Below are 19,180 nucleotides of genomic sequence, written 5' to 3'. Positions count from 1 at the left end.
CGGCTCCTTCGACTCCCGCGTGACCGGCAGCACCGGCATGACGGCCTCCGCTCCCCCATCGACATGTGCCCGGCGGCGCCACCGGCTCGCGGCGGCACTCCCGGACACCCTGAAACGTGTGTCCCACGGTATTCGCTGCGACGCCCGGAACAAGCCCCCCGGGCGCACCCGATTGAGATTTACGTTCAGAGCCTACGTTCATTCGGCGGCCCCGGACGCATCGCCCGCGAACGCGGCCGGGCCGCCCCCTGGACCGAGTCGCGGACCGAGCCGCGCCCGGTGCCCGCGGCCGATGCCGTACCGGCCGGTAGATCGGTGGGACGGGGAGTGGGAAGATGTCCCATCATCTCCCGTCGGCAGGGACCGGTCGTGCTCACCCGGGGGCACGCGGTCCGAGGAAGGTCCTCGCATGCTCTGGTTCTGGATCCTGCTCCGGATCGTTCTCTCGCCCGTCCTGTACCTCGGATGGTGGCCGCGGAACCGGGGGATGAAGAACGTCCCCAAGCGCGGCCCCGCGCTGATGGTGAGCAACCACCTGTCGTTCGCCGACCACTTCTTCGGGCCGCTGCCGCTGATGCGGCCGATCATCTTCATCGGCAAGGGCGAGTACTTCACCGGCAAGGGGATCAAAGGGCTGATCAGCAAGGGGTTCATGACCGGGGTGGGCGTGGTGCCGGTGGACCGGACGGGCGGGTCGGCCGCCGAGGCGGCGCTGCAGACCGGGCTGCGGATCCTCGCGGAGGGCAAGCTGCTCGGCATCTACCCGGAGGGCACCCGCGCCCCCGACAACCGGCTGTACCGCGGCAAGACCGGGGTGGCGCGGCTGGCGCTGCAGTCGCGGGTCCCGGTGATCCCGATGGCGATGATCAACACGTTCGAGCTGATGCCGTCCGGGAGGACGCTCCCGCGGCTCGGCGTGCGGCCGGGCGTCCGGTTCGGCGAGCCGATGGACTTCTCCCGCTACTACGGCCGCGAGGACGACAAGGAGGTCCTGCGGGAGATCACCGACGAGATCATGCGGGCGATCCAGAAGCTGTCGGGCCAGGAGTACGTCGACCGCTACGCCGCCGAGGTGAAGGCGGAGCTGGCCGGCAAGACCGCGCGCCCAGTGACGGATGACGACGAGTAAGAGGGAGCCGGGCCTGGGGCTGGAGGCCGCGCTCTGGCGCGCCGTCGCGGTCTACCGGGGCCTCGCGCTCTGCTACGCCGCGGTCGTGATCGCGATGAACTCCGGGGGCTACGCGCATCCGGCGGGCGGCTGGGCCGTCCTCGGCGTCATGGCGGCCTGGACGGCGTACGCGGTGCGGGCCTTCGCCGACCCGCGCCGGCGCGGCCGGCTGCTGCTGGCCGCCGACCTCGCGGTCGCGGCCGGGTGCCTGCTGGCGACGGCGTGGGTGGAGACGGCCGCCAACATCGCCGCCGGGCGGCCGACGCTGCCGGTGTCGTGGGTGGCGGCGGCGGTGCTGTCGTGGGCGGTGGCGGGCGGCCGCCGGCTCGGCGTCGCCGCGGCGCTGGCGCTGTCCGCCGCGAACCTGCTGGTGCACGCCGTCGCGGGGACGACCGGCGGGATGGGCTCCACGACCTTCAACGGGATCGTGCTGCTGTTCCTCGCCGGCCTCGTCGTCGGCCACGTCGTCCGGCTGGCGCTGGAGGCGGAGGCGCGGCTGGCGCGGGCCGTGGAGCTGGAGTCGGCCACCCGCGAGCGGGAGCGGCTGGCCCGCCGCATCCACGACTCCGTGCTGCAGGTCTTGGCGATGGTGCAGCGGCGCGGCGGGGAGCTGGGCGGCGAGGCGGCGGAGCTGGGCCGGCTGGCGGGGGAGCAGGAGGCGGCGCTGCGGTCGCTCATCGGCAGCCGCCCGTCCGCGCCCGCCGCGGAGCCGGACGCCGGGGCGGGGGTCGACCTCCGCCCGCTGCTGACCGGCCACGCGTCCCCGTCCGTGACGGTGTCCACGCCGGCGACGGAGGTGCGGCTGCCCGCGCACGCCGCCGGGGAGGTCGAGGCGGCGGTCGCGGCGGCGCTGGACAACGTCCGGCGGCACGGCGGCCCCGGCGCCCGCGCGTGGGTGCTGCTGGAGGACGGCCCCGCCGATATCACCGTCAGCGTCCGCGACGACGGGCCTGGGATGCCCGCCGGGCGGCTGGACGAGGCCGCGGCGGCCGGCCGGCTCGGCGTCGCCCAGTCGATCCGCGGCCGCGTCGCCGACCTCGGCGGCGAGGTCGTGATCTGCACGGCCGAGGGCGAGGGCACGGAGATCGAGATGACCGTCCCGCGCTGAGCGGGCGGCGGGGCGGTATGTCGGCTTAGGGTGAGGCCGTGAGTGACGTGCCCTTGAGGATCATGGTCGTGGACGACCACCCGATGTGGCGTGAGGCGGTCGCCCGCGACCTCGCCGAGGCCGGCCACGACGTGGTCGCGACCGCGGGGGAGGGGCGCGCCGCGGTCCGCGTCGCCGCCGCCGCGCGGCCGCAGGTCGCCGTGGTCGACCTCCAGCTCCCCGACATCAGCGGGGTGGAGGTGACCCGCCACCTGGCCGCCGCCGACCCGCCCGTGCGCGTCCTGGTGCTGTCGGCGAGCGGGGAGCAGCAGGACGTCCTGGAGGCGGTGAAGGCGGGCGCCACCGGCTACCTGCTCAAGTCCGCGGCGCGCGAGGAGTTCCTGGACGCCGTCCGGCGCACCGGCGAGGGCGACGCCGTGTTCACCCCCGGCCTGGCCGGGCTGGTGCTCGGGGAGTACCGCAGGCTGGCCAGCGCACCGTCCCGCGAAGACGACGACGCGCCGCGGCTGACCGAGCGGGAGACGGAGGTCCTGCGGCTCGTCGCGAAGGGCCTGACGTACAAGCAGATCGCGCAGCGGCTCGTCCTGTCCCACCGGACGGTGCAGAACCACGTGCAGAACACCCTCGGCAAGCTGCAGCTCCACAACCGCGTGGAACTCGTCCGCTACGCCATCGAGAAGGGCCTCGACCAGGAGGGCTAGCGGGCGGTGCCGCGGCCTTCGCCGACCCTTGGCGACAACGTGCGAGGCACGCCGCCGAGGGGCTATGGTCTAGACCAATGGCGCCACGCCGGAGCGGTCGGTGAATGCGCCGGCCGGCGGGGACCGGGTGGCTAGTCTGGCCATGTGAATCGAGGGAGGAGCCCGGTGGCGGGAGAAGGAGACGGCATGCGCGTCGGAGTGCTGACCGGAGGCGGTGACTGCCCCGGCCTGAACGCGGTGATCCGCGCGGTCGTGCGCAAGGGCGTCCAGGTCTTCGGCTATGAGTTCGTGGGCTTCCGGGCCGGCTGGCGCGGGCCCCTCGAAGGCGACACCGTGGCCCTCGACGTCCAGGCGGTGCGCGGCATCCTGCCGCGCGGCGGGACGATCCTGGGCTCGTCCCGGACGAACCCGATCAAGGTCGACGGCGGCGTCGAGCGGATCAAGGACAACCTGGCCGGCCTCGGCGTGGACGCGCTGATCGCCATCGGCGGCGAGGACACCCTCGGCGTCGCGCGCGAGCTGTACGCGAACGGCGTCAACGTCGTCGGCGTCCCGAAGACGATCGACAACGACCTCAACGCGACCGACTACACCTTCGGCTTCGACACCGCGGTGAACATCGGCATGGAGGCCGTCGACCGGCTGCACACCACCGCCGAGAGCCACCACCGCGCGCTGATCTGCGAGGTCATGGGCCGGCACGCGGGGTGGATCGCGCTGCACGTCGGGATGGCCGCCGGCGCCAACGTCATCCTCATCCCGGAGCGGCCGTTCGACATAGACAAGGTCGTCGGGTACGTCGAGTCCCGGTTCAAGACGCGCTACGCGCCGATAATCGTCGTCGCCGAGGGCGCCCACCCGGCCGAGGGGCAGATGGCGCTCCAGACGGGCGAGAAGGACGCGTTCGGGCACGTCCGGCTCGGCGGCATCGGCCAGGCCCTCGCCGACGAGATCGAGAAGCGGACCGGCAAGGAGGCCCGCGCCGCGGTGCTCGGGCACATACAGCGCGGCGGCACCCCCACGGCGTTCGACCGCGTCCTCGCGACCCGCTTCGGCCTGCAGGCGATCGACGCCGTCCGCGACGGCGACTACGGCAAGATGGTCGCGCTGCAGGGCACCGACATCATCCGGGTCGGGCTCGACGAGGCGACCAAGGAGCTGAAGACCGTCCCGCTGGAGCGCTACGCCGAGGCCGAGGTCTTCTTCGGCTGACCGCTCTCCCCGGCGGGAACAGTGAATCCGGGTCGCGGCGTTGGCTTCTCTGAGCAACACTAAGAAGTCCCTTCAGACCTGTTCCCGCCGGGAGGATCCCCCATGACCACGCTCGACGCCGCGCCGGCGGACGTCCGGCAGAAGCCGCCGGTCGACGGCGAGCCGTGCGTGCTGCTGAAACTGGGCGAGGTCGTCCTCAAGGGCAAGAACCGCGAGCAGTTCGAGCGGCGGCTCGCCGACAACGTGCGCACCGCCGTCCGCCCCATCGCCCGCGTGGACGTCATCCGGCGCCACGGCGTCTTCATCGTCCGCAAGCACGACGCCGACCTGGCGACGATGGACCGCGTCGCGCAGCGGATCACCGACGTCATGGGCATCGTGTGGGCGCACCGCGCGTGGCTCGTCGGCAAGGACGTCGCCAGCGTCGAGCGCGCCGCGCTGGAGCTGATGGACGGGCGCACCGGCACGTTCGCCGTCCGGTCCCGCCGCCGCGACAAGCGGTTCCCGATGACCTCCAGCGAGCTCGACCGGCACATCGGAACCCTCATCACCGACCGCTACGGGCAGCCGGTCCGCCTCAAGGACCCCGACCACACGCTGTCGATCGAGGTCGACCGCGACGAGGTGTTCGTGTACTCCGGCGGACTGCCCGGCCAGGGCGGCCTGCCCGTCGGCATGAGCGGCCGCGCCCTCGTGCTCATGTCGGGCGGCATAGACTCGCCCGTCGCCGCGTACCGCATGATGCGCCGCGGCCTGCGCGTCGACTACCTGCACTTCTCCGGCATGCCGTTCACCGGCCCGGAGTCGATCTACAAGGCGTACGCGCTGGTCCGCGAGCTGGACAAGTTCCAGGGCGGCTCGCGGCTGTTCGTCGTCCCGTTCGGCAAGGCGCAGCAGCAGATCAAGACGTCGGGCGCCGACCGCCTCGCGGTGATCGCCCAGCGCCGGCTGATGCTCCGCACCGGCCAGCTCCTGGCCCGCCGCCTGCGCGGCACCGCCCTGATCACCGGTGACGCGCTCGGCCAGGTGTCCAGCCAGACCCTGACCAACATCACCGCGCTGGACGACGCCGTCGACCTGCCGATCCTGCGCCCCCTCGTCGGCATGGACAAGGTCGAGATCATGGACCAGGCCCGCCGCATCCGCACCCTGGCGATCTCCGAGCTCCCCGACGAGGACTGCTGCACCGTCCTGGCGCCGCGCCGCGCCGAGACCAAGGCCAAGATCGACGACCTCCGCCAACTGGAGAAGCGCCTGGACGCCGGAGAACTGGCCGACCAACTAGCCGAATCGGCCCAAGAACACCGCCCCACCTACGCCGACCCAACGTCCTCATCCACAGGCAGCGCACCCGAAACGCCACGGGAAACAGTGACGTGAGGATCGACCGGTTCGAACGGGCGTTGCAGGGTCGCTTCCTCGGGCGATAGCACACGCTCAACGACATAAATGGTCGCCACGGGTCGTGCGGCTGGAGCGAGTGCAGCGAGCGGAAGTCGCACGACCCGTCGAGCCGGGCGACCGCAGCGACACTCGCACGTCCCGCACGGTCGCGACAGGTCGCACCGGTGGCGTGAGGATCGACCGGCTCGTGACGGGGTTCCAGGGGGTCGCCCCCTGGGCTAACACGCATCCCCCTGGGCTAACACGCATCAAAGTCGGTCGCGCGTGGGGGTTCTGGGCCTATCGGGCCCATCAGGGTGATGCGTTCCACGCGGACGATGCGGAAGCGGCGGCCGGCGACGGCGATGCCGTTGCGGCGGGTGTCGTCCTCCATCAGGTCGGCGGCCTCGGTGAACTGGGCGAGGGCGGCGTCGCCGGGGTTCTCCACGGCGGGTACGACGTGGCGGAAGTAGGTGACCAGGGAGTCGCGGGCCTGGCGCGGGGTGTCGTGGAGCCGCCCGACCGGGCGCCAGCGCCGTTCGCTGCGTTCGGCGACGGTGAACGCGGGGGCCAGCGCGACGGGGGTGAGGAACGCGCCGGACGGTTCGCTGCCGTCCGCCGCGGCCGCGTCGAGGACCTGGCAGAGGAGTTCGGCGGTGGCGAGGTCGGAGGCGGGGCCGTCCTCGGGCAGCAGTTCGAAGCGGCGGCCGGGGTCGGTGTCCAGGTCCGTGGGGCGGGGCGGTTCGGGCCCGTCGGGGCCGGTGCGGACGAGCTGCTGGATCCGGACGATCCGCAGCCGCCGTCCGCATGCGGTCACCTCGTCGGCGGCCGTTTCCTGGAGGACCTGCGCGGCGGCGTGCAGTTCCCGCGCCGCGGCGCGGTCGGCGGAGGCGGCGAGGTCCAGCAGGTGGCCGGCGAGCAGTTCGCGGGCGCCCTGCGGCAGCGGGTCGCACGGGCACACGACCCGCCACCCGCCGGTGACCTGCTCGGCCGCGGTGAACAGCGCGCCGACGGCCACGAGTTCCGGGTAGGCCGACAGGGCGCGGCAGGCGTCCGCCAGCATCACCGCGGCGACCGGGTCGACGCCGTCGAGGTCCTCCGGGAACAGCCGCCCCCCGGCGTCACCATCGCCCGTTGTCATGCCGGACATCATCCTCGCCGCGCCCGCCGCGGCCAATGGTCCAGACCAATTTGTTACCGCGCTGTGCGTGTTCCCTGCCTCCGCAGTGATCCCCGCGCGGGCGCGACGAGGACGACGAGGCTCGCCGCCAGCAGCGCGAGCCCGCCCGCCGCGAGCCCGCCCAGGGCCTCGTCCAGGAGGACGGTCCCGAGCACGGCGGCAACGGCCGGTTCCGCGAGCGTCAACGTTGTCGCGGTCGTGGCGGGCGTGCCGCGGAGGCCCCGGGCGAACAGCTGGTAGCCGAGCCCCGTGGTGACCACGCCGAGGTAGAGCGCGATCAGGGCGCCGGAGCCGGTGAGCAGCCATCCCGCGGGCGCGGCCAGCAGCACCGGGACGAGCGGCACGGCCGCCGCCGCGAACAGCGCCCCGGCGACCGCCCGGTCGTCCTCGCCGCGGGTGATGAGCACGGACGCCGCCGTCGCGTAGACGGCGTACGCCAGCCCGGCGAGCAGCGCCAATGCGATGCCGGCCGGTTCCACCCCCGTCTCCTGCCCGCCATCGGCGAGCCCGCCGCCGACGAGGAGGGTGCAGCCCGTGACGGCGCCCGCGGTCGCCAGCGCCCAGCGCCCGGTGAGGACGGTCCGCCGGGCCGCCAGCCCGATCAGCCCGGTGAACACGGGCGCGCTGCCGATGGTGACGATCGTGCCGACGGCGACGCCCGTGCGGCCCGCGGCGACGAAGAACGCGGTCTGGTACACGGCGATCGCGCCGGCCCCCAAGGCGAGGAGCGGCAGGTTGCGGCGGTCGGCTACCAGGCGGCGCAGCCCCTCGCGGCGGGTGGCCGCGGCGAGGGCGAGCAGCGTCAGCCCGCCGATGATGATGCGGATCGCGGCGACGGAGAAGGGGGAGGAACCGTCCGCGAAGGTCTGGACGGTCCCGGTCGTCCCCCACAGGGACGCCGCGACGAGGATGCCCGCGCCCCCGGCGCGGGCGCGGGCGGGGGCGGGGGAGTCGTTTCCGGACGCGCGCCGGACGAACGTTCGCTGTGACACGAGGAGATGCTCCTGAGCTCGAATCGGGAGAGAAGATCCGGATTCGGGGCGCAGGAACGCACGGCCCCGGCACACGCGGTGCCGGGCCGTGTCAGTACTCGGTGGCGGTGCGGTCGCCGCGCCCCGTCAGGAGCGCGGCGGTCCGCAGTCGGGGGTCCAGTACGCCATGCCCCCGACGATACCCGTCAGGCGGGGACGGTGTCGGTGTCGGCGGCCCGGGTGAGCGACCGCCCGACGATGGGGGGCAGGTCGCGGACGAGCTTGGCGAGCTCGCGCAGGTCGCCGTCCACGAGGGCCTGCGGGCCGTCGCACAGCGCGGTCTCCGGGTGCGGGTGCACATCGATGATCACGCCGTCGGCGCCCGCCGCGATCGCCGCGCGGGTCAGCGGCAGGACGAGGTCGCGGCTGCCGCCCGAGTGCGACGGGTCCACGATGACCGGCAGGTGGGAGAGGCGCTGCGCCACCGGCACCGCGGAGATGTCGAGGGTGTTGCGGGTGGCCTTCTCGAACGTGCGGATGCCGCGCTCGCACAGCACGATGTCGAGGTTGCCGCGCTGGGCGACGTACTCGGCCGCCATCAGCCACTCCTCGATCGTCCCGTTCATGCCGCGCTTGAGCATCACGGGCCTGCCGGACTCTCCGGCGGCCTGCAGCAGCGAGAAGTTCTGCGCGTTGCGGGTGCCGATCTGCAGCATGTCCGCGTAGGAGGCGACGAGGTCGACGTCGCCGGCGTCCACCACCTCGGTCACGATCGGCATGCCGGTCTCCTCCCGCACGTCCGCGAGGATGCGCAGGCCGGCCTCGCCGAGGCCCTGGAACGCGTACGGGGAGGTCCGCGGCTTGAACGCGCCGCCGCGCAGCAGCGTCGCGCCCGCCGCCTGCGCCATCTGCGCGGCGCCGAGGGTCTGCTCGGGGGTCTCCACCGCGCACGGCCCGGCGATCAGCGTCATGGTGCCGGGGCCGACCGGCACCCCGCCGACCCGGACGATCGAGCGTTCGGCGTGGTTCTCCCGGCTCACCAGCTTGTAGGGCGCGGAGATGCGGATGACGTCGTTGACGCCCCGCATGCCGCGCAGGTTCAGCGAGCCGAACTGCTGAACGTCGCCGACGAGCCCGACGATGGTCCGCTCCACGCCGCGGCTGACGAAGGCGTCGCCCCCCGCCGTCTCGACAAGTGAGACGACGGCGTTGACGTCCGCTTCGTTGGCCTCCGGGGCCATGACGACGACCATTGGTGTGCTGCCTCTCCGTTACGCCCGGGATCCCGGTGACCCGCGGCCAACCCCTGAAACGGCGAAAGCCCCGGGCCGACCGGCCCGGGGCTTCTCGTCTCGTGGTCTGTCAGCGCAACGTCCGGCAGACCAGCCGCCCGGGCTGGTCGAACCAAAAGAAATAGACGACGTTGCGCACGTGCTCAGGTTAGCCGACTTTCCCGGTGCGGTGCGCACGCGACCCCGAATATGGCTCAGCTCACCCCGGATGGCAGGATGGCGGCGTCATGTCCCACCCCGAACAGTCCGCACCGTCGCCGCGCGACCTGCCGCCCGGCCAGTACATCCCCCGGGGCTGGCCCGTCCTCCACTACGGCCCCGTGCCCAAGTTCCGTCCCAAGGACTGGGATTTCCGGGTCTTCGGCGCGACCGCGTCGGGGGAGCAGCACCGCTGGACCTGGGACGAGTTCGACGCGCTGCCGAGGAGCCGCGCCGTCGCCGACTTCCACTGCGTCACGAAGTTCACCATCCCGGACAACGAGTGGGAGGGCGTCCCCGGCTCGGCCATCGTGGAGCTCGCGCCGCCCGCGCCGGACGTCACGCACGTGATGGTCTGGGCGGAGTACGGCTACAGCGCCAACATCCGGATGAGCGACTTCCTCGCCGACACGACGATGTTCGCCACCCACCGGGACGGCGAGCGGCTCACCCCCGACCACGGCTTCCCCCTCCGCATCGTGGTCCCGCACCTGTACGCGTGGAAGAGCGTCAAGTGGGTCCGGGGCGTGGAGTACCTCGTGCGGGACCGCCGCGGCTTCTGGGAGGAGCGCGGCTACCACAACGTCGCCGACCCGTGGCGGGAGCAGCGGTACTCCTACCAGGAGGACGAGGGCGAGGCCCCGCCGCTGTGAGACCGGCCCCCGGGGGCTGGAACGGGCGGGGTGGCCGTGTCCGGCCTTCCGGGCTTCGTAAATGGACGACATCCGGGCCCGCGCAAGAGGCAGGCATTACCGTAAGTTGCCATGATCCTACCCTCCGTCGCGGACACGGTCGCGTGCGCCGTGGCCGCCGGCACGGTCACCGGCGCCTGGGCGCTGCGCCGCCGGCTGCCCGACCTGCGCCGCGTGCCCGCCGACACGGCCGAGAAGACGGCGTTCGCGGCGCTGCACGCGGCCGTGCGCGCGTCGTCGCCGCTGCGCGCCGGGCTGACGGAGGAGGCCGCGCGCAAGGCCGCCAGGAGGCTCAGGCCGCTGCTGGGCGCGGAGGCCGTCGCGCTGGTCGGGGTCCTGCCGCCGGAGGACGGCGGCGGCTTCGGTGAAGACGACGGTGATGGCGGGGAGGCCCGTGAGACACCGCGGCTACTGGTGTGGGACGGGGCGGGTCATGGCCGGCACGCGGCGGACGCCGTCCAGCACGCCCTCCCGGTGCTCGCCTCCGGGCGGCCCCGGGTGCCGCCGCCCGAGTCGATCGGCTGCGACGACCCGGACTGCGGCGTGCAGGCGGCGCTGGTCGCCCCCCTCTCCGTCGAGGGGCGCGTCGCGGGGACGCTCGCCGCGTACTGGCGGCATCCGTCCGCGGCACGCGTCCGCGCCGCCGGGGACGCGGCCAGCCTCCTCACCGGCCAGCTGGAGCTCGCCGGGCTCGACACCGCGCGCATCCGCCTGGCCGAGGCCGAGCTGCGGGCACTGCGCGCGCAGATCTCGCCCCACTTCGTCTACAACTCGCTGACGACGATCGCCTCGTTCGTCCGGACCGATCCCGAGCGCGCCCGCGAACTCCTGCTGGACTTCGCCGACTTCGCCCGCTACTCCTTCCGCAACCCGCGCGACTTCACCACGCTCGCCGACGAGCTGCGTTCCATCGACCGGTACCTGCTCCTGGAACGGGCCAGATTCGGGGACCGGCTGCAGTGCCGGGTCGAGATCGCGCCCGAGGTGCTGCCGGTCGCGGTGCCGTTCCTGGCGCTCCAGCCGCTCGTCGAGAACGCCGTCCGGCACGGCATGGCCGGGACGGGCGCCGGGCGGGCCTGCCACATCTCGATCATCGCGCGCGACTCCGGCGCCGAGGCGGCGATCAGCGTCGAGGACGACGGCGTCGGCATGGACCCGGAACGCCTCGCGGAGATCCTCTCCGCGCCCGTGGGCCGCCCCGGACCGACCGGGTGGGGGAGCGTGGCGCCGCGCCCCCGGCGGGAAGGGGCGGGTATCGGACTCGCCAACGTCGACGAGCGGATGCGCCAGTTCTACGGGGAGGAGTACGGGCTGACCGTCGAGACCGCCCTCGGCGCCGGGACGAAGGTGAATCTGCGCGTACCGAAATACCGTCCGGGGTTATTTTCGGACTGACCGATGACCATGCGACACCGTACTCACTTTGCGGAACCGATTGCGGACAGACGGTAATCGCGGCAAAGTCGCCCTCATGCTCCACGTCCTGGCCGTCGACGACGAACGCCCCGCCCTGGAGGAGCTGACCTATCTGCTCCGCAGGGATTCGCGGATCGGCCGGGTCAGCAGCGCGGGCGACGCCTCGTCCGCGCTGCGCGACCTGAGCCGGATGCTCGTCGAGGGCGAACGCCTCGACGCCGTTTTCCTCGACATACGCATGCCCGGCCTCGACGGGCTCGACTTCACCCGCCTGCTGACCGGCTTCGCCGCGCCCCCGCACGTCGTCTTCGTGACCGCCCACGACGACTGCGCCGTCACCGCCTACGAGCTCGGCGCCCTCGATTACCTTTTGAAGCCCGTGCGCCCCGAGCGGCTCGCCGAGTCGGTCCGCCGGGTCGCCGCGGCCGCCGGGCGGGCCGCCCCGCCCGACGAGGAGGCCCGCGACCCCGAGGACGAGATGATCCCCGTCGAGCTCGGCGGCCGCACCCGGCTCGTGTCCCGCCGGTCGGTCACCCATGTCGAGGCGCAGGGCGACTACGTGCGGCTGCACACCGCCGACGGCGGCTACCTCGTCCGGATGCCGCTGTCGGCGCTGACCAAGCGGTGGGAGGCCGCCGGGTTCATCCGGATCCACCGCAGCACGCTCGTCGCGTCCGCGCACGTCACCGAGCTGCGCTTCGACGGCGGGCGCGCGGCCGTCCAGATCGGCGACGAGCTGCTGCAGGTCAGCCGCCGCCACACCCGCGAGGTACGGGACCGGCTCGTCCGCAAGTTCCACCGGCCGGGCGAGGACGACGCCCCCGCCGGGTCCGGACCCGATGGCCGATGACCACCCCGCCGCCGCCGACCGGACGGCGACCACCCGCGCCACGACCGTCACCGCCCGCACACCCCGACCGCCCGCCCCGGCGCCACCCGATACCGGCCCGCTCGATGCGGGCTCGCGCGATGCGGGCCCGCGCCATGCCGGCCCGTCCGTTCCCCGCCGGCCCGGGCCCGCCGAAGCCCGTGCCCTCATCCGCACCCAGCTTCGCATCGCTCTCGGGACCTGCGCGGTCGTCTTGACCGGGGTGGCGGGGCTGCCCGTTCTGCTGGCCGCCGTTCCCGCGGTCGCGCGGGCGCGGGTGCACGGCGCCCCGCTCTGGTGGCTCGTGCTGGCGCTCGGCGTCCAGCCCGTCTGGATCGCCGTGTCCCGGCGGCAGCTGCGGCGCGCCGAGCAAGCGGAACGCGACCTCGCGGGGCCGGTGGACCGTCCGTGACCGCGCTGGCCGTGGCGGCGGCCTTCGCCGCGCTGGTCGCGACGGCGGGAACGGCGGCCGTCCTCGGCATGTACGGCCGCCGCTCGGCCCGCACCACCGCAGACCTCCTCGTCGCGTCGCGCGGCGTCACACCCTGGTGGAACGCCTCCGCGGTCTGCGGCGACCACCTCTCCGCCGCCGCGTACCTCGGCACCGCGGGGCTGATGCTCGCCTACGGCGTCGACATGCTGTGGCTGCCGACCGCCGGAACCGCCGGATACGTGCTGCACCCGTCTGGACGGGATGGGCCGTCGTCGTCGGTGTCGTCCTCCTGATCGTCGCCTCCGGAGGCATGCGCAGCATCACCGCCGTCCAGGCGGTCCAGTTCTGGGTGAAGCTGGCCGCCGTGGCGATCCCGGCCGTGGCGCTGCTGTCCGTGTGGAACCTCGACGGCCGCCCCGACCCGGTGGCCGACGGTGCGCCGCACTTCGAACGCATCGTCGTCGCCCTCGCCGGGACGCTCTCCCAGTGCCTCCGCCGCCACGGCGGAATCACCGCCTTCCGCTGCGGCGCCGTGCTCGCCCTCGCCGCCCCGCTGGCCCTGCTGCCCGCGACGAGCACGCAGGGCGCCGCGACCCTCGTGACGATGGCGCTCTCCGTGTCGGCCTGCACGCTGTGCCCGCTGCTCGTCCTCGGCATCTGGTGGCGCGGCCTGACCCCCGCCGGCGCCGCCGCCGGACTCCTCACCGGCGGCGGCCTCACGGTCACGGCGGCCCTCACCCGCCTGTTCTCCGGCCGCGGCACGGACCTCACCGCGGCCCTCCTCGCCCAGCCCGCCCTCGTCATCGCCCCCGCCGTCTTCGCCATCATGATCACGGCGTCGCTGCTGACCCGCCACCGCGTCCCCCGCCACGCGGACCGGGCACTGATGAAACTGCACCTCCCCGAGGACGACCCCGGACCGGCGCCCGCCACCGCCGGCCGCCGCCCGGAACCGGCACCCCGTCCGTAAATCATCGACGACCGTTCACCGCACGATGTGGACCGTTCCCACCCGCCGCTCGTCCCGCCCGCCCGACCGCTCATCGCATGAACACGCTACGTATATCTTTGACTACGTACCGTTTACCGAGAGCAGCGTTTCACGGGTGCCGCTCCGTGGCATCACACCCCTAGTGTTCTCAGTGGCACCACACGCCACACCGCCGCGGAGGGCGGGCGGACCAGCACACCGCGAACCTCCCACACGTGCACACCAGGAGATCCGGCAAACGCCGGATCACGCCGCTGGATCCCGTACCGGGGGGGTGGGATCCGGCGGCCTGCGGCTCAGGCGCCGCTGAACAGTCGGGGGGTTGTTCAGCGGCGCCTGAGCTCTTGTTTATTGCATTGCCCTCGGCGGTCAGGCCCTAGAGGGCCTTCCCTTCGGCGGGCAATGCGTGCGATCGCTGCATCGCTCCGGCTCGCCTGGCGGCTCGCTGCGCGATCAGGTTTCTCGCAGGCTCGAAACCTGCCTTCGGACGCGATCGCGACTGTTCAGGTCGTCGCGTGGTTGCGGTGGTGGCCGGTGTCGTCGCGTGTCTAGAAGCAGAGCCCTTGGCGGTCGGGCCCTGGGGCCTTCCCTTCGGCGGGCAATGCGTGCGATCGCTGCATCGCTCCGGCTCGCCTGGCGGCTCGCTGCGCGATCAGGTTTCTCGCAGGCTCGAAACCTGCCTTCGGACGCGATCGCGACTGTTCAGGTCGTCGCGTGGTTGCGGTGGTGGCCGGTGTCGTCTCGTGTCTAGAAGCAGAGCCCTTGGCGGTCGGGCCCTGGGGCCCTCCCTTTAGCGGGCACTTCGTGCGATCGGTGTTTTGCTGCGGGATCAGGAGTTGGCTTTAGAGGGTGTCTCTTAGGGTCTTTAGGGTTTTTATGTCTTTGGCGTGGGGGGCGGGGGCTCGGCCTGGGGTTTCTATCAGGACCGGGAGGCCGGTGGTCGCCGGGTGGGTGAAGAGGTCGGCGAAGGGGGGTTCGCCGATCATGCCGGCGCCGATGTTCTCGTGGCGGTCTCGGCCGGAGCCGCAGGGGTCCTTGGAGTCGTTGGCGTGGATCAGTTTGAGGCGGCCCTCGCCGACGGTGGCGACCAGGGCGTCGAGGGTGTCCTTCACGCCGCCGGGGGCGGCCAGGTCGTGGCCCGCGGCGAACGCGTGGCAGGTGTCGAAGCAGACGCCCAGCTTCGGGTGGTGCTCAAGGCGGTCGAAGTACGGGCCGAGGTCCTGGACTTTCGTGCAGAGCATGTTGTTCTGGCCGGCCATGGGTTCGAGGAGGAGGTCGGGGCCGTCCTCGGGGATCTCCTCCAGGAGGGGCAGGACGTGCTCGTGGATCTGCGCCATCGCCTCGTCGTAGGTCTGGGTGACGGAGGAGCCCGTGTGGACGACGACGCCGCGGGCGCCGATGGCCCTGCCGCGGACCAGGGAGTGGCGGACGGTCGCGATCGACTTGGCGAGGGTCTCCGCGTTCGGGGAGCCGAAGTTGACCAGGTACGGGGCGTGCACGTACACGGGGACGTCGGTGCGGGCGCGCAGCTTCTCGTCCTCGGCGGGACGGCCCTCGGGGAGGGCCCAGCCGCGCGGGTTGGCCACGAAGACCTGGATCGCCTCGGCGCCGATCTCGGCGGCGTACTTCAGGCCCCCGCTGGCCAGGCCGCCGGCCACGGGCACGTGGGCCCCGACGGGGTTGTGCGGTGAGGTCATGACCGGTTCAGCCTATCCGGTCACGGCCCCCGGACGATCGTGACGGTGGAGCCGCGCGGCGCCTCGCCCTCGCTCGGGGACTGGAAGCGGACGATGTTGCCGCCGAAGCCCGTCACGTTGACCTCGAAGCCGGACTCCTTCAGGGCCTTCTCGGCGTCCCGGACGGTGCGCCCCACCACGTTCGGCACCGGGACGATCTTCTCGCTGCCGTCGTCGCAGCCGAGCTGGATCGGGCCCGCGTCGACCAGGCAGTCGCGCTTGTTGACGACGATCGTGACCTCGTCGCCGCGGGAGACGCCGGTGCCCTCCGCCGGGGCCTGGTCGATCACCGAGTTCGGTTCCTTGCCGTCGACCTTCTTCTTCTGCACCTTGACGTTCAGGCCCATCGAGCGCAGCCGGTTGGCGGCGGCGTCGCCGTTCTGGCCGATGAGGTCCGGCATGGACATGCCGGTGGAGACGATGACGGCGACCGGGTCGTCGGGGGACTGCTTCTGGCCGGCCTGCGGCTCGGTGCCGATGACGCTGTCCTTGGCGACGGTCTGGGAGGGCGTGCTGGTCGTCCGCCCGACCTTGAAGCCGTCGTCCTCCAGGATCTGCTTGGCCTCGGCCAGGGGCTTGCCCTTCACGTCCGGGACTTCGCGCGGCGTGATGCCCTTGGACGGTGTCAGCGTGACGGGCTCGCCCTGGGCGAGGCGGGCGCCCGCGGGCGGGTCGGACTTGACGACGTCGCCCTTGTGGATGCGGTCGTCGTAGATGGGGGTGGCGAGCCGCACGTCCAGCCCGGCGCTCTCCAGCTGGTCGCGGGCGTCGTCGACGTCCATCCCGATGATCGACGACGGGACGTGCTCGTACTGCCCGGACGTCTGGTACCACACGGCCCAGCCGAGGATGAGCGCCGCGATCGCGGCGATGGCGATGAGGGCGTAGCGGCCGGTCAGCGCCCCGATGGCGCGGTCGGCCCTGGTCCGCTCGGGGTATTCGGCGGGCAGGGTGCTGCGGTCGAGGACGGCGGTGCGCCCGTCGGCGGGCGGGGCCTCCAGGACGCTGGTGGCGCCGCGGGACGCCTCCTCCATGCGCCGGTCGAAGTCGCGGGGGAGGCCGCCGAACGCCTCGGCGACCTCGGCGTGGTACTGGTTCGCGTCGACCGGGCGGCGCCCCGGGTCGTGGTTCGTCGCGTCCGTGACCAGGGCGTCCACCTGCGGCGGGATGCCCGGGACGACGCCGGACGGCGGCGGCACGGTCTCGTTCACGTGCTTGTACGCGACGGCGAGCGGGGTGTCGCCGCGGTGCGGCAGCTCACCGGTGAGCAGCTCGAACAGCATGACGCCCGCGGCGTACACGTCCGACCGGGCGTCGGCGCTGCCGGACAGCACCTGCTCGGGGGAGAGGTAGCCGACCGTGCCGATGATCACACCGGTCTTGGTCATCTTGCTCGCGGTCTCGGCGCGGGCGAGGCCGAAGTCGGCGACCTTGACCTGGCCGTCCTCGTTGATCAGCACGTTCTCGGGCTTGACGTCGCGGTGCACGAGACCGGCCCGGTGCGCGGCGCCGAGCGCGGCCAGCACCGGCATCATGATCTCCATCGCGGCGCGGGGCCCGAGCCGGCCGACGGCGGTCAGCGCGTCGCGCAGCGTGTGGCCCGCGACGTACTCCATCACCAGGAAGACGTGCTCGCCGTCGGTGCGCTGGTCGTAGACGGCGACGACGTTCGGGTGCGACAGCGCCGCCGCGGCCTTGGCCTCCCCGATGAAGCGGGCGACGAAGTCCTCGTCGGAGGCGAGCCCGGCGTGCATCACCTTGATCGCGACGGTGCGGTCGAGCCTGATGTCGCGCGCGACGTAGACCGTGGCCATGCCGCCGCGCGCGATGCGGGACTCAATGCGGTAGCGCCCGTCGAGCACCCGCCCGACGAGTGGATCAGCAACCGACGTGTCCATCGGTGCGAGTTTACGGGCGAATCGCGGAGGATCTCATCAGTCCCGAGTATGAGCCTCGACAAGCCCGGAACGGGACTCCTCGGCGGTGCCCGGCGCCGGGACGGGCGCGGTGCGGCGGCGCAGCCCGCGGGTGCTGCGGGAGACGGCGACGCCGGCGAGGCACAGCACGCCGCCCGCGAGGGTGATCAGGCCGGGGACCTCGCCGAGGAACAGCCACGACATCAGCACGACCAGGGCGGGGGCGGCGTAGGTGGTGGCGCCCATCTTCCCGGCGGACGTGCGCGCCAGCGCGTATCCCCAGGTGGTGAACGCGATCGCGGTCGGGAAGACGCCCAGGTAGACCATGTTGAGGGTCGCGCCGGCCGGGGCCTCCGCGGCCTGCGCGGCCAGCTGGCCGGAGAACGGCAGGCAGATCAGCGCGCCGATCGCGCAGGCGAACGTGGTGAACTGCAGCGCCGAGGCGTGCTTCAGCGCGGGCTTCTGGCTGACGACGCCCGCCGCGTAGGTCACGGCGGCGAACAGGCACAGCAGGACGCCGATGACGGATGAGCTGCCCTCGCCCGACATCGACAGCCCGACCACGGCGGCGCCGGCGAACGACACGGCCATGCCGGCCATCAGCCTGGGCGGCAGCCCCTCCTTCAGCAGCCAGCCGCCGAGGAGCGCGATGAGGATCGGGCCGATGTTGACGACGAGTGCGGCGGTGCCGGCGTCCACGAGCTGCTCGCCCCAGTTCAGCGCGACCATGTAGGCGCCGAACCACAGGACGCCCGCGGTGACGATGCCGGGCCAGGCGCCCTTCGGCGGCAGTCCCTCGCGCCGGACGAGCAGCAGCGCGCCGAGCACGACCGTCCCGGAGAGGAGGCGGCCGAGGGCGAGGGCGCCGGGGCTGTACTCGGCCCCCGCGCTCCGGATGGAGACGAAGGCCGAGGCCCAGAGCACCACCGTGATCGTGGCCGCGGCCATCGCCGGCTTGTCGATGCCCGCCGGCCTGCTTTCCTGCTGCATGTCACGCACCTTAGGTATGGGATGTTTCCACGAACACCGAAGGGACGTGCCGCGTTGCCTGCGCGCCGTCCTGGGGTGCAACGGATCCCAGTCTCACCGCGCCGACATTTCAGGTCCAGCGAATATTGCTATACCGAATTCTTTAGCTCCACTACGAAGTGGCGAGGCCCTCGAACGGCGAGGACGCCTGGGCGTAACGGCGCTTGGGGATCCGTCCCGCCAGCCGCGCGAGGCGCCCGCCGTCCACCGCGTGGCGCATCGCGGCCGCCATCCGCGCGGGGTGCTGCGCGCGGGTGACCGCCGTCGCCAGCAGGACCGCGTCGCAGCCCAGCTCCATCGCCAGGGCGGCGTCGGACGCCGTGCCGATCCCCGCGTCCAGGATGACCGGGACGCCGGCCCGCTCGACGATCAGCTCGATGTTGTGCGGGTTGCGGATGCCGAGCCCCGACCCGATCGGGGACCCGAGCGGCATCACCGCGACGCACCCCGCCTGCTCCAGGCGCCGCGCGAGGACGGGATCGTCGTTGGTGTAGGGCAGCACGGCGAAACCGTCCGCGACGAGCTGCTCGGCGGCCTCGACGAGCTCGATCGGGTCGGGCAGCAGCGTGTGCTCGTCCGCGATCACCTCCAGTTTGACCCAGTTCGTCCCGAGGGCCTCCCGCGCGAGCTTGGCGGTGAGGACCGCCTCGCCCGCGGTGAAGCAGCCCGCGGTGTTGGGCAGCACCCGGATGCCGCACTCGTTCAGGACGTCCAGCACCGAGCCGCGCGCCGACGGGTCCACCCGCCGCATCGCGACCGTGGTCAGCTCCGTCCCGGACGCGGTGAGCGCCTCCCGCAGCACCTGCATGCTCGGCGCCCCGCCGGTCCCCATGATCAGCCGGGAACCGAGCTCCTCGCCCGCGATGACAAGCCTGTCGTCGTCCAC

Annotated in this window: 18 protein-coding genes; 11 read left to right on the top strand and 7 right to left on the bottom strand. The window is 72.9% G+C overall.

The genetic code is table 11. The features are described from left to right. The first annotated feature begins 409 nt into the window (after positions 1-409). The 5 genes from IEZ03_RS07115 (at position 410) to thiI (ending at position 5,569) form a co-directional block, all read left to right on the top strand. Positions 410-1,129, top strand: coding sequence for a lysophospholipid acyltransferase family protein (locus tag IEZ03_RS07115; protein WP_184886401.1), 720 nt, complete (start codon positions 410-412; stop codon positions 1,127-1,129). Further along, the gene (macS, locus tag IEZ03_RS07110) at positions 1,116-2,276 is read left to right on the top strand and encodes a MacS family sensor histidine kinase (RefSeq protein ID WP_184886399.1); all 1,161 of its coding nucleotides are present in this window, start codon (positions 1,116-1,118) and stop codon (positions 2,274-2,276) included. Before IEZ03_RS07115 ends, macS begins: the two co-directional genes overlap by 14 nt. 62 nt (positions 2,277-2,338) lie before the next feature. Beyond that, entirely contained in the window at positions 2,339-2,977 is a 639-nt protein-coding gene (locus IEZ03_RS07105) for a response regulator (RefSeq protein ID WP_184890765.1), read from the top strand. 186 nt (positions 2,978-3,163) lie between these two features. Continuing rightward, positions 3,164-4,189, top strand: coding sequence for a 6-phosphofructokinase (locus IEZ03_RS07100; protein WP_184886397.1), 1,026 nt, complete (start codon positions 3,164-3,166; stop codon positions 4,187-4,189). Positions 4,190-4,291: 102 nt separating this feature from the next. Next, entirely contained in the window at positions 4,292-5,569 is a 1,278-nt protein-coding gene (gene thiI / locus IEZ03_RS07095) for a tRNA uracil 4-sulfurtransferase ThiI (protein WP_184886395.1), read from the top strand. Between the two features lie 262 nt (positions 5,570-5,831). Here the strand turns inward: thiI and IEZ03_RS07090 are convergent, their stop codons facing one another. From IEZ03_RS07090 to aroF, 3 genes are all read right to left on the bottom strand, one after another. After that, positions 5,832-6,713, bottom strand: coding sequence for a DUF5954 family protein (locus IEZ03_RS07090; protein ID WP_184886393.1), 882 nt, complete (start codon positions 6,711-6,713; stop codon positions 5,832-5,834). Between the two features lie 53 nt (positions 6,714-6,766). Continuing rightward, complete coding sequence (locus IEZ03_RS07085; protein ID WP_184886391.1) at positions 6,767-7,744, bottom strand: DMT family transporter; 978 nt, start codon at positions 7,742-7,744, stop codon at positions 6,767-6,769. Positions 7,745-7,929: 185 nt separating this feature from the next. Then, positions 7,930-8,976, bottom strand: coding sequence for a 3-deoxy-7-phosphoheptulonate synthase (gene aroF / locus IEZ03_RS07080; protein WP_184886390.1), 1,047 nt, complete (start codon positions 8,974-8,976; stop codon positions 7,930-7,932). A gap of 266 nt (positions 8,977-9,242) precedes the next feature. Between aroF and IEZ03_RS07075 the strand changes: the two genes are divergently transcribed. The 6 genes from IEZ03_RS07075 to IEZ03_RS07055 all read left to right on the top strand — a co-directional run bounded on the left by IEZ03_RS07075 (position 9,243) and on the right by IEZ03_RS07055 (position 13,592). After that, positions 9,243-9,866, top strand: a complete 624-nt coding sequence (locus IEZ03_RS07075) for a sulfite oxidase-like oxidoreductase (RefSeq protein WP_184886388.1) — start codon at positions 9,243-9,245, stop codon at positions 9,864-9,866. 111 nt (positions 9,867-9,977) lie between these two features. Continuing rightward, positions 9,978-11,300: a sensor histidine kinase gene (locus IEZ03_RS07070; RefSeq protein ID WP_184886386.1), complete on the top strand. Its 1,323-nt coding sequence runs from the start codon at positions 9,978-9,980 to the stop codon at positions 11,298-11,300. 76 nt (positions 11,301-11,376) lie between these two features. After that, complete coding sequence (locus IEZ03_RS07065) at positions 11,377-12,171, top strand: LytR/AlgR family response regulator transcription factor (RefSeq protein WP_132054480.1); 795 nt, start codon at positions 11,377-11,379, stop codon at positions 12,169-12,171. Beyond that, complete coding sequence (locus IEZ03_RS07060) at positions 12,161-12,601, top strand: hypothetical protein (RefSeq protein WP_184886384.1); 441 nt, start codon at positions 12,161-12,163, stop codon at positions 12,599-12,601. The genes IEZ03_RS07065 and IEZ03_RS07060 overlap by 11 nt, the downstream gene beginning before the upstream one ends. Beyond that, a complete protein-coding gene (locus IEZ03_RS37635) occupies positions 12,598-12,915 on the top strand; it encodes a sodium:solute symporter family transporter (protein ID WP_229808095.1) in 318 nt (105 codons plus the stop codon). Before IEZ03_RS07060 ends, IEZ03_RS37635 begins: the two co-directional genes overlap by 4 nt. 17 nt (positions 12,916-12,932) lie before the next feature. Beyond that, positions 12,933-13,592 carry a hypothetical protein gene (locus IEZ03_RS07055; protein ID WP_229808094.1) on the top strand — a complete coding sequence of 220 codons (660 nt, stop codon included), beginning with the start codon at positions 12,933-12,935 and terminating at the stop codon, positions 13,590-13,592. Positions 13,593-14,455: 863 nt separating this feature from the next. On the opposite strand, the gene IEZ03_RS07050 is transcribed toward IEZ03_RS07055, so the two are convergent. The 4 genes from IEZ03_RS07050 to IEZ03_RS07035 form a co-directional block, all read right to left on the bottom strand. Beyond that, the gene (locus tag IEZ03_RS07050) at positions 14,456-15,310 is read right to left on the bottom strand and encodes a deoxyribonuclease IV (RefSeq protein ID WP_184886382.1); all 855 of its coding nucleotides are present in this window, start codon (positions 15,308-15,310) and stop codon (positions 14,456-14,458) included. A gap of 20 nt (positions 15,311-15,330) precedes the next feature. Beyond that, on the bottom strand, positions 15,331-17,247 hold the full coding sequence (gene pknB / locus IEZ03_RS07045; protein ID WP_184886380.1) for a Stk1 family PASTA domain-containing Ser/Thr kinase: 1,917 nt from the start codon (positions 17,245-17,247) through the stop codon (positions 15,331-15,333). Between the two features lie 36 nt (positions 17,248-17,283). Continuing rightward, a complete protein-coding gene (locus tag IEZ03_RS07040) occupies positions 17,284-18,255 on the bottom strand; it encodes a DMT family transporter (RefSeq protein WP_184886378.1) in 972 nt (323 codons plus the stop codon). A 151-nt stretch (positions 18,256-18,406) separates the two neighbouring features. Continuing rightward, positions 18,407-19,180: a thiazole synthase gene (locus IEZ03_RS07035; RefSeq protein WP_184886375.1), complete on the bottom strand. Its 774-nt coding sequence runs from the start codon at positions 19,178-19,180 to the stop codon at positions 18,407-18,409.

Origin of the sequence: Actinomadura livida (assembly GCF_014648675.1) — a bacterium.
Classification (GTDB): Bacteria; Actinomycetota; Actinomycetes; order Streptosporangiales; family Streptosporangiaceae; genus Spirillospora; species Spirillospora livida.
Note: the sequence above shows the minus strand (reverse complement) of the source record. Positions and strands in the feature narration are given on the sequence as shown.

Coding starts and splice junctions, on each gene's coding strand:
- IEZ03_RS07115 (WP_184886401.1), top strand. CDS start 410: ATGCTCTGGTTCTGGATCCTGCTCCGGATCGTTCTCTCGCCCGTCCTG.
- macS (WP_184886399.1), top strand. CDS start 1,116: ATGACGACGAGTAAGAGGGAGCCGGGCCTGGGGCTGGAGGCCGCGCTC.
- IEZ03_RS07105 (WP_184890765.1), top strand. CDS start 2,339: ATGGTCGTGGACGACCACCCGATGTGGCGTGAGGCGGTCGCCCGCGAC.
- IEZ03_RS07100 (WP_184886397.1), top strand. CDS start 3,164: ATGCGCGTCGGAGTGCTGACCGGAGGCGGTGACTGCCCCGGCCTGAAC.
- thiI (WP_184886395.1), top strand. CDS start 4,292: ATGACCACGCTCGACGCCGCGCCGGCGGACGTCCGGCAGAAGCCGCCG.
- IEZ03_RS07090 (WP_184886393.1), bottom strand. CDS start 6,713: ATGACAACGGGCGATGGTGACGCCGGGGGGCGGCTGTTCCCGGAGGAC.
- aroF (WP_184886390.1), bottom strand. CDS start 8,976: ATGGTCGTCGTCATGGCCCCGGAGGCCAACGAAGCGGACGTCAACGCC.
- IEZ03_RS07075 (WP_184886388.1), top strand. CDS start 9,243: ATGTCCCACCCCGAACAGTCCGCACCGTCGCCGCGCGACCTGCCGCCC.
- IEZ03_RS07070 (WP_184886386.1), top strand. CDS start 9,978: ATGATCCTACCCTCCGTCGCGGACACGGTCGCGTGCGCCGTGGCCGCC.
- IEZ03_RS07065 (WP_132054480.1), top strand. CDS start 11,377: ATGCTCCACGTCCTGGCCGTCGACGACGAACGCCCCGCCCTGGAGGAG.
- IEZ03_RS07060 (WP_184886384.1), top strand. CDS start 12,161: ATGGCCGATGACCACCCCGCCGCCGCCGACCGGACGGCGACCACCCGC.
- IEZ03_RS07055 (WP_229808094.1), top strand. CDS start 12,933: ATGCGCAGCATCACCGCCGTCCAGGCGGTCCAGTTCTGGGTGAAGCTG.
- IEZ03_RS07050 (WP_184886382.1), bottom strand. CDS start 15,310: ATGACCTCACCGCACAACCCCGTCGGGGCCCACGTGCCCGTGGCCGGC.
- pknB (WP_184886380.1), bottom strand. CDS start 17,247: ATGGACACGTCGGTTGCTGATCCACTCGTCGGGCGGGTGCTCGACGGG.
- IEZ03_RS07040 (WP_184886378.1), bottom strand. CDS start 18,255: ATGCAGCAGGAAAGCAGGCCGGCGGGCATCGACAAGCCGGCGATGGCC.